At 66.7% G+C, this 13,842-nt stretch carries 11 protein-coding genes; 2 read left to right on the top strand and 9 right to left on the bottom strand.

What is annotated here, in order from left to right:
• Positions 1-104: 104 nt before the first annotated feature.
• From CYU59_RS00895 to CYU59_RS00930, 8 genes are read right to left on the bottom strand one after another with little or no spacing between them, the layout of a single operon-like run.
• On the bottom strand, positions 105-2,003 hold the full coding sequence (locus CYU59_RS00895; protein ID WP_292974842.1) for a hypothetical protein: 1,899 nt from the start codon (positions 2,001-2,003) through the stop codon (positions 105-107).
• Positions 2,003-2,662 carry a hypothetical protein gene (locus CYU59_RS00900; RefSeq protein ID WP_292974843.1) on the bottom strand — a complete coding sequence of 220 codons (660 nt, stop codon included), beginning with the start codon at positions 2,660-2,662 and terminating at the stop codon, positions 2,003-2,005. The genes CYU59_RS00895 and CYU59_RS00900 overlap by 1 nt, the downstream gene beginning before the upstream one ends.
• Positions 2,663-2,679: 17 nt before the next feature.
• On the bottom strand, positions 2,680-4,296 hold the full coding sequence (locus CYU59_RS00905) for a hypothetical protein (protein ID WP_292974845.1): 1,617 nt from the start codon (positions 4,294-4,296) through the stop codon (positions 2,680-2,682).
• Positions 4,280-5,656 carry a type VII secretion-associated serine protease mycosin gene (mycP, locus tag CYU59_RS00910; RefSeq protein ID WP_292974847.1) on the bottom strand — a complete coding sequence of 459 codons (1,377 nt, stop codon included), beginning with the start codon at positions 5,654-5,656 and terminating at the stop codon, positions 4,280-4,282. The genes CYU59_RS00905 and mycP overlap by 17 nt, the downstream gene beginning before the upstream one ends.
• Positions 5,656-7,071: a type VII secretion integral membrane protein EccD gene (gene eccD / locus CYU59_RS00915; protein ID WP_292974849.1), complete on the bottom strand. Its 1,416-nt coding sequence runs from the start codon at positions 7,069-7,071 to the stop codon at positions 5,656-5,658. The genes mycP and eccD overlap by 1 nt, the downstream gene beginning before the upstream one ends.
• A gap of 2 nt (positions 7,072-7,073) precedes the next feature.
• Positions 7,074-8,741 (bottom strand): MinD/ParA family protein, encoded by a 1,668-nt coding sequence (locus CYU59_RS00920; protein WP_292974851.1) that lies wholly within the window; start codon positions 8,739-8,741, stop codon positions 7,074-7,076.
• A gap of 29 nt (positions 8,742-8,770) precedes the next feature.
• On the bottom strand, positions 8,771-9,604 hold the full coding sequence (locus CYU59_RS00925; RefSeq protein WP_292974853.1) for an ESX secretion-associated protein EspG: 834 nt from the start codon (positions 9,602-9,604) through the stop codon (positions 8,771-8,773).
• On the bottom strand, positions 9,594-9,824 hold the full coding sequence (locus CYU59_RS00930) for a hypothetical protein (protein WP_292974855.1): 231 nt from the start codon (positions 9,822-9,824) through the stop codon (positions 9,594-9,596). Before CYU59_RS00930 ends, CYU59_RS00925 begins: the two co-directional genes overlap by 11 nt.
• 439 nt (positions 9,825-10,263) lie before the next feature.
• On the opposite strand from CYU59_RS00930, the gene CYU59_RS00935 reads away from it, so the two are divergent.
• Together CYU59_RS00935 and CYU59_RS00940 are read left to right on the top strand one after the other, a co-directional pair.
• Positions 10,264-11,895, top strand: a complete 1,632-nt coding sequence (locus CYU59_RS00935; RefSeq protein ID WP_292974857.1) for a ParB/RepB/Spo0J family partition protein — start codon at positions 10,264-10,266, stop codon at positions 11,893-11,895.
• Positions 11,896-11,980: 85 nt separating this feature from the next.
• The gene (locus tag CYU59_RS00940) at positions 11,981-12,859 is read left to right on the top strand and encodes a ParA family protein (RefSeq protein WP_292974859.1); all 879 of its coding nucleotides are present in this window, start codon (positions 11,981-11,983) and stop codon (positions 12,857-12,859) included.
• A gap of 540 nt (positions 12,860-13,399) precedes the next feature.
• Here CYU59_RS00940 and CYU59_RS00945 read toward each other — a convergent pair.
• The coding region (locus CYU59_RS00945; protein WP_292974861.1) for a hypothetical protein at positions 13,400-13,842 on the bottom strand (443 nt) is incomplete at its 5' end.

The raw sequence follows: 13,842 nt of genomic DNA on the forward strand, positions 1-13,842 counted from the left end.
TGCGGGTCTCCAGTAGTCCGAGTAATCAGTCCCAAAACTACGGCTCGGCTGCGTCACGAAGCTCCCCTCTCGCCGGCATGCCGCCAGCCCACGAAGCACCACCACTAGGCGCTGCGCCAGGGATGGTTCTCGATCATCAGGGTGATGACTGCGCCGGCTTCGACGGCCCGGTCGTCGTCGCGGAAGTTGAGTTGCTGTGCAGCGTCGGCGATGCGCTGCAAGATTGCGCCGTAGGCCGCCGCGACCGCATTGGTGTACTGCTCGGCGACCTGGGCTTGCCAGCGGGTCGTGCATCGGGAGGGAAGCTCCTGCAACGCCGTCGAGAGGTCCTCAGCCTGGTCCTGCACGGCAGACGCCAGTCGTCGCACCAGATCGAGGTCGACCGAATCCTGTTCTGTGAGGCCGGCTTCCACAGCCTGGTCGAGGTCCAACGTCGTGGTGAGCGCGTCGTCGATCTGGCCGGTGAGCGCCCGTAATCCGGCCGGAGGCAGCGGGATCGACACGAGCTGTCGCGAGATCTGCGGGTCGATCTCGGCGGCCTGCTCTCGCGCCGCCGACACTTCGCTCGCCGCGTCGATTCGCACGCGCGCCAACAAGGTGCGGAGCTCGGCCACCTCGTGCTCAGCGACCGTGACCGCGGTGTTGGCTTCCTGGCGTGCGGCGGCGACGTCAGCGGCGGCCTCGGCGCGGACCCTGTTGACCTCGGCGCGCATGTCAGTGACCGCGGTGTGGGCAGCAGTGGTTGCGCCCTGCGCCTGCTCGCGGGCCGCGGCGACTTCAGCGTCGGCGGCGGCGCGGACCGCCTGAAGCTCGGTTTCAGCTTCAGCCAGAGCACGCTGGCCGGCTGCCCGCTCCGCGGTGCGTTCCTCGGTTCGCTGCTGAGCGCGCTGCTCAGCGGCGCGGACCTGCTCGAGAGCAATGCTGACCTTGTTGGCGGCATCAGAGCTCACCCGGGCCATCTCAGTGCGGGCCTCCTCAAGCCCGCGTTGGGCGGAGGCCCGCTCGGCGATGCGCTCCTGGGTGCGCTGTTCTGCGCGCGCGTTGGCAGCGTTGATTTGTTCTTGCGCTGCAGCGAAATCGGCGGCGGCGTCGGTGCGGGCCTGGTCGAGTTCGGCGTTGACCTCATCGAGCGCCCGCTGCCCCCTGTGGCGTTCCTCGGTCAGGTCGGCGGCAGCCTTGACGCGGACCCGATCAAGTTCGGCGCTGACCTCGTTGAGGGCGCGCTGCCCCTTGAGGCGCTCGTCAGTCAGGTCTGCAGCGGCTTTGGTGCGCGTCTGGTCGAGTTCGGCGCCGAGCTCATCGAGCGCGCGTTGGCTCGTTTGGCGCTCTTCGGCGAGGTCGGTGGCGGCATCGGTGCGGGCCTGTGCGAGCTCAGCACGTATCTCGTCGAGTACGCGCTGCCCCCTATCACGTTCCTGGTCGAGATCCGCGCCGGCTCGGGTGCGGATGGCAGAAAGTTCCGCGCGTACCGCGTCCACGGCGCGCTGCCCCCGGTGGCGCTCTTCGGCGAGGTCGGTGGCGGCGTCGGTGCGGGCCTGGTCGAGTTCCTCGCGTAGCTCGTCGAGATCGTGCTGGGCTTGTCGTCGCACTGCGGCGATCTCAAGGTCTTTGTTGGCGACACGGTTGTCGGCCGCGCGGGCCTGCTCGCGGGCCAGCTCGGTTTGTCGAGCTGCGTCGGCGGCTTGTTCGCGTGCGGCGTCGGTCTCTGCGCGAGCATCCAGAGCGTCTTGGCGGGCGTGTTCGGTATCGGCTTCGGCCAGGGCGCGCCGATGGTCGGCGTCGATGAGAAGCATCGCGGGGGAACGCGGGGAAGGGCTGTCGCCAGATTTGGTGCGCTGGTCGGCGAGCTCGCTTTCGCTGGCGGCGGCCACCGTGACAAGGTCATCTGACGGGCGTAGACCGCGCGCGGTCGCTGCCTGTACGGCTGCTTGTGCGGAGCGTTTGGTCAGCGCGGCCCAGGCCTCAGGGGCGAGGTCTTCGATGTGCTGGCGAGTAGTGGTCATCAGTTGCGCCGACGTGATCGCGTCGCGGTGGGGGCGGGCGTGTCAGCAGGGGTCGTCGCCATATCCGAGTTGGTGGGTGCTGGCGCTCCAGGGGTCGTCTCGGGGCTCGCAGGTGTGGCGGTCGTGTCCTTGGCAGCGGCCGCGGGATTGGTGGCGGCGGCGCTGGTCGACGTACTGGTGGGCAGGGGCCCGGCTTGATGTGCCAAAACCAGCGACAGCTGAGACAAGTGCACGGTGGCGGCGTTGCCGAGTGCCTCATCGCCCAGCCGGTCGGCGTCGGCAAGGATGCCCCGCAAGACCTCGCCCGCCAGCTCGGGGCCCAAACCTAGCGTGATGCCTTGACTTGAGGCCGGTTCGAGGCCGGCGGTGTCGACCACCCACTGCAGGCGCTGCCAGGCGCGTGTCAGCGCGTCGGAGCGGCGCTGCTCGTCGCGGATCGCGTCGTGGTGATGGGTGAGCTCCTCGAGGTGGTGTGCATGGTGGTGACGGTTGTTGCGGGCGATCACCAGTAGCGCCACTGTGAGTATGAGCGCGGCCAGCAGTGTGGCCGCGCCGGCGAACCCTGCCGAGGTGAGGAAGTCCCGCCCCGGGGGCAGGCCGGCGTCTGCGTTCAGCGACACCGGTTGTGCCGCAATTGATCCGTGAAGAATGTTCGACATCAGTTCATGAACCTCGCTTATCGATTACGGCTACCCGCGGAGCGGGTGCTCAGCTTTTGCCGTTCGTTGGCAGTGGTGATGAAAAACAGGTCGGGGTTGTTGACGTCTTGGGTGATGACGATGGTGGTGGCTGGCGCCTGGGCTGACTGTGGCCGGCGCAGTGCCACGGTGATCGCGGCGCCGTCGGGGACGGGGCCGCTGCCGTCGCTGACCACGATCGCCTCGGCGGGCAAGGTGTGTGGCCGCAGCTGGAACTGCTCAGGTGCTGCGTGGTTGGCCAGGGAGCCCCATTGGCGGGGTTCAGCGGTGTAGAGCGCGACCGGCAGTCCGGACAGCGCCAGGCGGGCGATGACACCGACGTGGAAGGCGCGGGTGCCGGTGACGGTGATACGCACCGGTTCAGGGGAGGCCAGGCCGAGGTACACCGGCTGGCGGCGGGGATTGAACCCGATCGGGACGCCCATCGCCGAGGTGGGCCACCGCAGAGCCGCGAGGTCCTCGATGCCGATCTGCGTTGCGGCCAGTTCGCCGGCGGGCAGCCCGGAGTGGTTGATCGACAGAGCAGGGACCAGGTGGCGGTGTGTGCCGTGGAAGCCCCGCAGCCCGGGCAGCGGGTGTCGGGGTGGGCGTGATGCGGTCACAGTGCCGACGGCAGCCTCGATGGTGAGCGGCTGGTTGCCGTGGGCGCGGATGGTGGCAACTACCCAGGTGGATTTGGTGTTCAGGGTGGGCAGCTCTTCGAGCACGTCGTTCAACGCGTCGGGGTCCACGGCGTAGACCGACCGGAAGCCGTCGGAAAACTCGGTGCCGGTCCAGATTTCGCGGCGCAGGGTTGCGGTGTCAGGAAAAAATGCTGGCGTCGAGTTGCTGTCAGTTTCCACGGTGGCCAACCAGCCCCGCTCACGCAGCTCGGCGATCAAGCGCCGAGCCGTGGTATCGGCCAACCCGGTGTGATGGGGCTGTCGCGACTCTTCGTTCGACGAGTCATCACCCGTGTTGCCCATCGTGGTGCGACGCGCAGCCAGCGCACCCACGTTGTTCTCCGCGCGCAACGTGTAGGTCAACCAGGTGTCGTGATGCTGGGTGTTGCGGCCGCCAAGCAGCGGACCTGAGTCGGCGCGCAGCCCGCTGGCCAGTGGTGTTCGGGTGACCGAGCAGATGGTCAGATCGTCAGCACGGATGCCGTAGCGGTGCAGCCAGGCGGTGATGAATTCCCACGGCAATTGGTCGGCGCGGTCATCGGGTGTCGTCAACGCATGCGGGTGAGGCCGCAGATGAATCACGATGCGCGCCTGCAACGGGCCCTGCTTGATGAGTGCGGGCCGATGACGCTGGCTGCCAGTGTCATTCGTGGCGCGCTTACGGCCGCTGCGTTGCGAACGAGCCCGACGGTTATGCAACGCCATCGGCACCCAGCGGCCCGTCACAGTGGACAAGTGCTGGCTATGCCATGAGCCCAGAAAGGTCAGGACTAGGACGGCGGCGACGACGTAGTGCCACCACTGCGGTCGGGTTCCGACCGGCAGCAACAGCGCCCAGCCCAACAGCAGCAGCGATATCAGCATCGTCAGGCGACGCCAGCCTGGGCGTGCGGGGGCGAACCGGGAGTCGGCGGCGTTAACTGCTGCGGTCACGGCGCATTCCAATCACGGAGGCGGCGATGGCGGCCGCAGCGATCGCGGCGAAGCCGACACCGAAGGCGATCAGGCGAGGCAACCGGTTGTCCGGCGGGGCGGGTGCCGGTGGCGGCACGTGCACGATGGGCATCTGCGCGGGCAAGCGGTCGCCGGCGGGGATGTCCCAGGTCAGCGCGGCGACTGGGTCGACGACCCCGGCGCCCACGGTGTTCGACGGTGCGCGGGCACCGTTATGCGCTGACGCCACAAGCCGATTGACGACCTGGCGTGCACTGAGATCAGGGAATTTCGAGCGCACCAATGCCGCCGCACCGGCGACATACGCCGAGGCGAAGCTCGTTCCGTTGATCGCCACGAGCGGTTCCTTCGTGGAGGGCTGGCCGTTGACCAGTCCTGAATTCGGGGCGTTGCCCAGCGACACGATCTGTTCACCTGGACCGGCGATGCCGACCCAGGGCCCACTCATCGTGAAGTGCGAGGGTTGACCCTCCGGGGTCAACGACGCCACCGACAGCACGTACGGCTGCCAGTACGACGGGGTGGAAATCGTGGTCGCCCCTGCCCAGTTGCGGGGGTCTTTCGGGTGGGCAGGGTCAGTCAAAGGGTTGTTCGCGCAACGGTTATCGCCGGTGTTGCCGGCCGCAGCAACCACCACGATGTCTTTGTCGATCGCGGCGTAGCGCAACGCTGCCCCCAACGCGGCCTGATCGACCTGCTTGTAGACCGGGATGCAGTCGATGGTGGACATGTTGATCACTCGCACCGCGGGCATGTCGGCGGCGTGGCGAACGGCGCGCGCCAGGCCGGCGATGTCGCCGGCGGTGCGCGCCTGCTGCGGGTCTTGGCCGCTGGGCGCCTTGGGTGTCCACACCGCGGAGCTCTGGCGTATCGACACGATCGCGGCGTCGGGCGCCACCCCGGAAAACCCATCGGACCCAGGCGATCCGGCTATCAGCCCAGCGACGGCTGTTCCGTGACCGTCGCAGTCGGTCAAACCGTTGGCCGGCGGGTCGATGTAGTCGCCGCCGGCCACCAGGTGCGGTAGCCGAGGCTGCGGGGTGACCCCGGAATCGATCACCGCGACCGCCACTCCCCCACCGCGCGACGATTTCCACGCCTCGGGAAGGTTCATCATCGCCTGGCTGGGCGGCGGTACCGCGGGGTCGAAGCCGGGCAGCGCGCCGTTGAGGATGCACGGCCCGTTCTCCCGCATCGCTTCAGGCGGGGACGGAGGCCCGTCGGGGGGCACTGCGGCGGGGTCGACCACCGGGATCGCCAAGGCGCAGGCCAGCGGCGTGGGAGTGCACATCACCAGCAGCAGCAGGGCTGCGGCCATGGACAGCAGTCGGCGAAACATCACAGTGCACCCCGGTTACGGATCAGGCTGACCACACCGGTGAGCCACAGCATGGCCGGGGGGATGGTGATCAGCAGCGCGTTTTCGAACATGTCCAGCCAGCGGCGTTGCGGGATGGTCAGTTCGCGCGGTTTGGCGATCGAGGCAAGCAGCAACATGCCGGTCAACGCCGCCAGTGCGCCGGCGGAAATCGTTGCCGCGACAAAGTGATTCGAGGCGGCGAAGGACACGCTGAGCGCGGCGGCCACCAGGAAGGGGGTGGCCAGGAACCACAGCGCCGGCAGCGCGGCATCCCAAATCCGCATGCGCAGCACAGTGACGGTGGTGACGGTGGTGACCAGCCACCACGCCAGCCAGCCCGGCGCGCCGGGCAGCCATAAGACCAGTGCGCAGCCGATGACCGACAGCAGGACCGAGGCCGCGATCAGGCCCGTCTGATACGAGTTCGACGTCGCGGTCTTCAGGGGCAGCGCTTCGATTTCGGCCAGCGTCGACGGTGGCGGTGTCGGTTCGCCCGGTGCGGGCACGTTCGGCAGCGGATAGCGCGCCCACATCGCGGAGACGGTGGGCGCGTTACTGGCCACGAGCAGCGACACCGCCAGTACGCCGCAGCCCAACGTGATGTACGGGAAGTGGATCAGGGTGCGCGTGGCTGCGGTGATCGCGACGGTCGCGGCGATCACTACGGTGGCGGTGTGCAGCGACACCCAACTGTTGGTCATGATCAACAACAGCAGGGTCCAAGCCAAGACGAGGGCGGCGGCGAGAAACACCCGCGGCGCGGCCGCGTCCCCGGGCAGGGCCGCCGCACCGGCCAACGCCAACGGCAGGCTTGCGGCGATACCCACACGGCCTGCGGCCTGGTCGTGGCCGCGGCGGTGCAGCAGCAACGTAGCCGCCAGCAACGCCAGCGCCGGCACCGCCATCGCGGCGCCTGCCCACACGTTGTAGCCGCGGTGCCAGGCGAAAATGCCCAGCCCGCAAGCCAACACATCCAACACCGCCACCACGGCTTGGACCAGACCGGCCAGCATGGTGTGCTCGAAGGGTTTGAACTGGTTGGCTGAGTGAATCGCCGAAGCGTCGGCGATGTCTTCGACAACCGGTGGCGCCGTGGGCCCGGGAGGCAGCTTGCACAAGATGAGCTGTTCGCCGTCGTCGATCGCCAACGTCTCCAAGGTGGCATCGAGGCTAAACGGTGTTCCGCCAAGGGGGGCAAGCGAATACGGGCGCAATCCATTGCCGTCGCCGTTGTCGCTGACCAGTTCGTCGTCGTCGCGGCCAGACGCCAAAGTGGCGCGGATCCGGGGAATCAATTCTCGGATCTGCAGCGTGGTCGGCAACGCCAGATCCACCAGCGCGCCATCGCCGACGATGGCCACCCGGACCTGGCCGGTAGCAGCAGCGGGATCCATCCTCAGAAGCCTCCAGATTCGCTCGAGCGGCGCTGACCGCGCACGGGGTAGTGTTCGGCGATCGCCCCAGCCAATGAGATCAACGCTTTACGGGTCCGGGACTTGAGTGCGTCGAACTCGATGTCACCACCCTCGGCGAGGTGGACGTCGTAGGGCACCCGGATGACCTTGACGTCGGGAACCTGTTCGCGGAACAGGCTTTCGCTTTCCTCAAGATCGACGAGTGGCTTACCTTTTGACGGTGCGTTGACCGCTACCACGGTGCGCGGCAGCAGTGCGCTGAAGCCGTGTGAGTGCAGCCAGGTCAGAGTCGCCCACGCCCCGTTGAGGCCCGGCGGGTCTTGGGAGGCCACGATGACCAGGGCGTCGAGCTGCTTAGCGATCGTGGAAAACAGCGGTGAGGTGATCGCGGTACCGCAGTCGAGCAAGACGACGTTGTAATGCAGTCGCAGGATCCGCATCGTGGTTTCGAAATCCTGGCTGTTAAGGGTGTAGGAGACACGCGGATCATTCTGCGAGCCAAGCATTTCCAGGTCGGCGTCGTTTTGCACCATGAACCGACGAACCGTGGGGTAGGCGCTGGGATCTTTCAGAGACGCCAGGGCCTCAATGTTGGCAGTCGGGCCACCCTTTTGGTGGAAGCGGGACGACAAATTGCCCAGGTCGGTGTCGACATCGACAGCGATGACGCGGTCTCCGCGCAGCTTGGCGGTCGCGCTGCCGGCGCCCACGGTGATCGTGGTCTTGCCGACCCCGCCCTTGGCGTTGACGAACGCGACCACGTAAGTGTGGTCCAGCGGGCTCTTGATCAGCTGGATCAGCTCGTCGTAGGCCTCCTGCTTGGCGCTAGGACCCGGATTGATGGCCCCGAAGGTCATCTTCGACACGACACGTCGCCAGCCGGTCGCCGCCGGTCGGCGGCGCGTCGATCGCACTTTGTCGGCCGCCCCTGCACCGCTAGCGCGTGCGCCGAACCCGTCAGCACTCGACGACGGGCGGGGCAGACTCTCCTGGCGCCCAGTCGGCGCCGGTTCAGCCGGGGCGCCCCATGGATCGAGGTCGTCGTCAGCGGCGGAGCTGTCGGTGAAGAAGTTGTCGAAGCCTGGTGACGGTGGCGGGCGGAAGCCCGGTGTGGCGCCGGGGCGCAGGTCGGTGGTGTGGCCCTCGTCGTCGACGCCGCTATCAGGGCCGCGCTGTGCGCCGGTGAAGTCCGGTCGTCCCGGCTGCTGGCGTGGCCAACTGAACTGTGGCCGTTGAGGATTGCCCGGATGCTGCGGGCCCAGATGCTGAGGCGGCGGACCCGCGGGCGGTTGCTGCGGTGCCGCAGGCTGCGGCGGGGGTCCCGCCGGCGGGTGCTGGGGGCCGGCCGGTGGCGGAGCGCCGTGGCGGGGGCCTTGTTCTGCCGCGGGGTGGCGCGGCTGGCCCGTCGCGGAATCGCGTTGCGCGCGAGCATCTTCGATCGCGGCGCGAGCTGCGGGGTTGAGGGCACTGAGGTCCAGGACCGAGGTCTCATCTCCGGTGAAGCGTGATTCGTCACGAGGCGGAGTCTCGGGCGGCGAGGTCGGCCAGGGCACCCGGGCGTGAGAGGCCGGCGCCTGAGGGCGTTCGGGCTCAGGGTTGTTGGAGGTGGCCTCGTCGTCGGGGCCGGAGGCGTCAGAAGGTGTGCTCATCTGTTCGATTCCACTTTCGTGTTGGGACATCAGATACTGAAGTTCTCTTCGGGAAACCAAGTGCCCGAAGGCAATCGGTCGGTCAGCTCTCGGACAGCCATGGCGACTGCGAAGGGGTCCGCTGGTGCAAAAATCGACGACCCGCCTTCGCGGGGTTCCCCGGGCGGCGGAGCAACCAGAATGGATCCGACTTGGGTGCTGATGACGTTGACACTGACGTCGGTGCTGTTACGGGCACCGTTGGTGGCCTCGTGGGCGGTCAGCTCGATGGTGATCCGCTCCCCCGTGCGGGCAAGCTCCATGATCTCGGCGTCGCGCTCAGGCACACCAAGATCGACCAGAGCCTCGACGAGGTCAGCGCCGCGGCCGACCCGCTCGTCGATGGCTTTACCGGTGTCCATCGGGATCGAGAACTCCTCGAAATGGGCGGGCCGCGCATCCTCGGGCAGGCCCGCAGTCACGATCGGCACCAGCGATTCGCTGCCGTTGAGCTGCAACGGGGTGAACGTCACCATCTGCGCGTAACGCAGCACCACCACCGCATCTGGCGGTGTCGTACGTGCCAGCACACCCCGCAGGATGCGGTCGGAGTCAATAATCGTCAGCCACTGCAGCCACTGGCGAGCCTGGCACGCAGTCTTGACAGCAGCAGCGATCGCCGGCTGAACAGCACCGTTCTCGTCCAAGATCCGTGCCTCGGTCAGCTCAGCGCGGCACTGCTCCTCGAACTTCGGCTTATCCCCCAGGTCGGCATACGGTGCGGTAATCGCCAACGACCAGGGGTAGGAACCGGCGTGAAGCATATCGGCGACAAACCACGCCTGATGAGCGGTCATCTCGGCCGCGGGGAAACTACTCGCCATCATCGCTGTCCTGATCACCAGGCGGTGTGGCGGCTTCCAGTTCCTCAAGAGCAGGTTGAACGGCTTCATCGACGATGTATGACATCGACGTACTCCACCGTTTCTCCTGCGCGCGCAGCCTTTTCAACGTTCTGCGGCGAAGCCGAAGCGTTGTGGGGACCTTATCGTCCGCAGCCAAAGCACGGGCTTTGAGCTCCTTCACCAGATCCGATTCAGCCATCGACTTCCCCTTTCACACTGGGCCAAGCCCTGTGTGATTCGCAGTAGAGCACACAAGGTGGACACGACAAATAGATTGTCGATCGCGCTAGGCGGTGGTGACTACACCAATATGTGTGAGCATGCCGCGCGCGTCCTGAGTGCGCTACGGAATAGGCGAAGCCGATGCGCTGAGCGCGGTATGGCGGATGCGCATAGCGCATCAGCAGGTATGCGGTGATGACATCACAACATATGCCGGGATGCGTGGCGCGGACACCCAAGGCCTGGCCGTCCCCGGGGCGGATCACCTGGCAGTGATGCACTGTGCATCACTGTCCCACCACTGACAGAGTGGTGCTGACACTGTTTTTCCGGCACTCCCCCGACACGCCGCCGAATATCTTGCCGGTGTCACACCCTCCAAATACCCTTATACCGGTATTCGAGAGGAGACCTTCGTGCCCGACGCGACGTCAGTCCGGACCGCCCGCCGACCCAAAGCGGGTGGCCGCAAGACCAACAACAGGTTCGCCCGCCTCGCCGGCGGAGAACCGGAAGCCACGCAGGACCTCTCCCCCAGCTCTGACGCCGCCACCTCCCGTGAAGAACCATCCGGTCTGATCGGTGGCTTGTCCGCAGTCGCCGCCGACGAAGCCCACCGCGTAGTCCAGATCCCGGTGAGCGAGATCGCGCCGCACCCATTCAACGACGGCGCACGATCCCAGCCGCAGCCTGGAGAACCCAAATGGGAGGAACTTCTCAACGGCGTGCGTGCCAACGGCGTACGACTCCCCGTGCTCGTCGTGCCCCGCGGCGTCTTCATCGCCAACAGGCCCACCGCCTCCGCGCAGATCCCGCAGGACGCGCGCTACGTGCTGATCTACGGCCACCGCCGCCGCGCCGCAGCCCTCGAAGCCGCCCGCGAGACCATCCCAGCCGTCGTCGACGACTCCATCATGGCCGACGACGGCGATCTCGACGCGATGGCCACTGAGAACCTCGGCCGCCAGGACCTTTCCGACCTCGCCGAAGCCAACCTCTTCGCCCGTTACTCCGAGATCGGACTCTCGCAGCGGGCCATCGCCGAACGCCTCGGCATCGACCAGGCCACCGTCTCGCGACGACTCGCGCTCCTACTGCTCGCCCCAGGCCTATGCGAAGCGATCGACGACGGGACGCTGCGCAGCGTCGATGCCGCCGCGCTGTCCGGAGCTCTGCCGTATGGCCCGCCGCGCCGTTGGCAGAAAACCAAAGACCCTCTGCAGGACACCGATCAACGCGCTGCCGAGCAGGCTCAGGCACTGCAGTTGATCCTGGACCGCGGCATGTCGGCCACCCGCGCCGCCGAGCGCGTCATCGCAGAACGTGACGCCCGCGCCAAAGCCGCTGAACTCGGGATCACCATCGTCGACGACCCGCGGGCCGAACTGGGGGAGAACTGCCACCAGTTCAGAATCGCCGCCTACGAGCCCGGCGCCGACGTCATCGGCGCCATCAACTCCGGATCAGGAACGCTGGACCTCTACACCCGCCCCGCCGACAACGCCCCAGCGATGGACGACGACACCGTCGCCGGCGCCGTCCGCGGCGTCGAGGAAGCGGACGCCTCGGACCGAACCGACACCGCCCGCGAAAGCCAAGAGCCGGCGCCGGATCCCGTCGATGCCGCCGAGGCCAGCGCGGAAGCCGCCGCAGCCGAGCAGCGCAACGCCGAGACAGCAGCGGCCAGTGATGCCCAAATCCACCGCCGTCAGTCCTGCGCCGTCCTGATCACCCAGCAGCCCTCCAACACCGACCTGCTCAAAATCCTCGTCGGCCAATATCTGTCCGGCGTCGCAGCCCGCAGCGGCACCTCTGCGGTCACCGCGCTGCTGCGTGACTGGGACGCCACGGCCGACGGAACAGGGGAGAAGGCCCGCAACATCCGGGCCTGGCACCGCGCCGTCGCGGCCGCGGAACTGCACACCGCCGAACTGAAAGGCACAGCTTGGGACGACGACGCCGTCGCCCACCTCGAACTACTCATCACCCGGGTCGGCTACCAGCCCACCAGCTGGGAACGACACCAACTCGACGCCGCAAGCGCGTGATGCACCCTGCATCAAGTCGCACATCCGCTACCGGTGATGCAGCGTGCATCACCGTCCACTGACCCCCTAGCGACAGGAGAGGACTATGCCCACCTACACGGTCGCCAACATGTCCGGCAGTGTCGGAAAGACCACCACCGTAGTGACCACCGCGGTCAAGCTTGCCGCCGCCGGCCTGCAGGTCCGCGTGATCGATCTCGATCCCCAAGCCAACGCCAGCACGTGGCTGGGTCACCCCAACATTGCGGGCCCCACCATCGCCAACGTGCTTCGGCTGGAATCAACGATCAACGACATCTCGAGGCCGGCCCGGGTGCTGCAGGACTTCACCGATGACGGCGAGCCCGACTACAGAGATGATTCCGGTGTTGACGTGGTGATCAACAATCTCACCGTCGTGCCCGCCGCCCGCGCGACCCTTGACAAGCTGATGGTCGAACTGCCCGCAGTGACCGGGGGAGTGATGCGATTGCGCGATGCGCTCGAGGCGGCCGCGCCGGTCGACATCACCCTCATCGATTCGCCCGGCAGCAACAACGCCCTGGTGACCGCCGCGCTGATCGCCGCTTCGGTCGACGAGGACAGCCCATCCGGGTCATGGGGTTTAATCACCTGCACCAAACCCGCGGGCAAAGAATCCGAAGGCATCCAAGCCCTCCTTCAGGAGCTGGCAGTTATCAAAAAGACTTTCCGGATCGACATCCCGCTGCTGGCGATCGTGCCGTGCGCCGTACCTGCCACCGGCGCGGTCTATGCCGAGCAACTGGAATACCTCCAGGAAGGCTTCGGTGACCGTGTGACACCTGTCGTTCGGCGCAGCTCAATCGTTGACGAGGCCTACACCAACTACACCCCGGTCCCGCTATACGGCTACCGCGCCAAAGACATCAGTAACGACTACACGGCGGTGATCGACCACATGAAGCGCCTCGGAATGTTCCGCCCCGCGGCCATCAATGCCTAACACTGACGACCACCCCAAACCGGGAGAGGTCACCAAAGCCAACATTCCCACCGAACTGCACCAACGCTCGCGGGCCGCAGTCCGCATCGTCGAACGCGTAACCGGGCGCCGTTACACCCTTGCTCAATTCCTGCGTGAAGCGATAACCGCGCAATTATGGCTCATCGCAAGAGATTACAACGACGGAAACGAAATTTTCCCCGACTCGCGCCCTCTAGAACGGGGGCGTCCCTAACGTTGCAAAAGCCTCTTCTTCGTCGTCCCACGCTCGCTGCGAATTGCCGGCTTCAGACCTCTTGACGCCGCTCTCATTTTAGTAGCCGAAAGTGGGTGAGGGAAGACCTATTTCGCTTTGGGTCACGCTGCTCGATTGGTGCCCCATGGATGGGCTCGCTGTCGCCGGAGTGATCGGGTCACCTAGAACGGGTGCGCGACAGTGCTTTTCGGCGCTGATACGGTATCCCGGTAACCCCACCGGGCGCGGGCCGTTTGGTCCACGCCCGTCGCCTGCCTACTGCTCGGCCCGCTGTCCACCAGCGGTCACGACAAGTGGGCTTTCGGTCCTAATAGCCGACTGATGGGCCGGCGGGCCGTTGAGGCGCCGACGCCCTGGGCCAGCATCGATCGCGCTGCCCAGTCATCGGGCGGTAGCGCGCCTAGGCAGATCTGCAGTAACTCGGTCGCATCGGGGTCTTCTAGGGCGGCACTGATATTGGGCCAGTCGGCGGATTGGGCGGCGACGGCGGGCCACAGGTCGCCGCGGTCGGTTCGGGTGAGGGTGAGGGTGCGGCATTCGGCGATCGCGTCGTCGACGAGCTTGGCAGAGCGTTGATCTGTGCTGGGTGACCATTCTTCGAACGCCGGCCGCAGCAGGGTAGTGATACTGATGCGGCGATCGTTTGCGGTGCGCGGGATCTGATATCGCCACATGTCGGCTGCGCGTTGCAGGTCTTCGGTGGTGTAGCTGCCGGGGATTCGGGAAC

The organism is Mycobacterium sp. (assembly GCF_002863225.1).
Lineage (GTDB): Bacteria > Actinomycetota > Actinomycetes > Mycobacteriales > Mycobacteriaceae > Mycobacterium.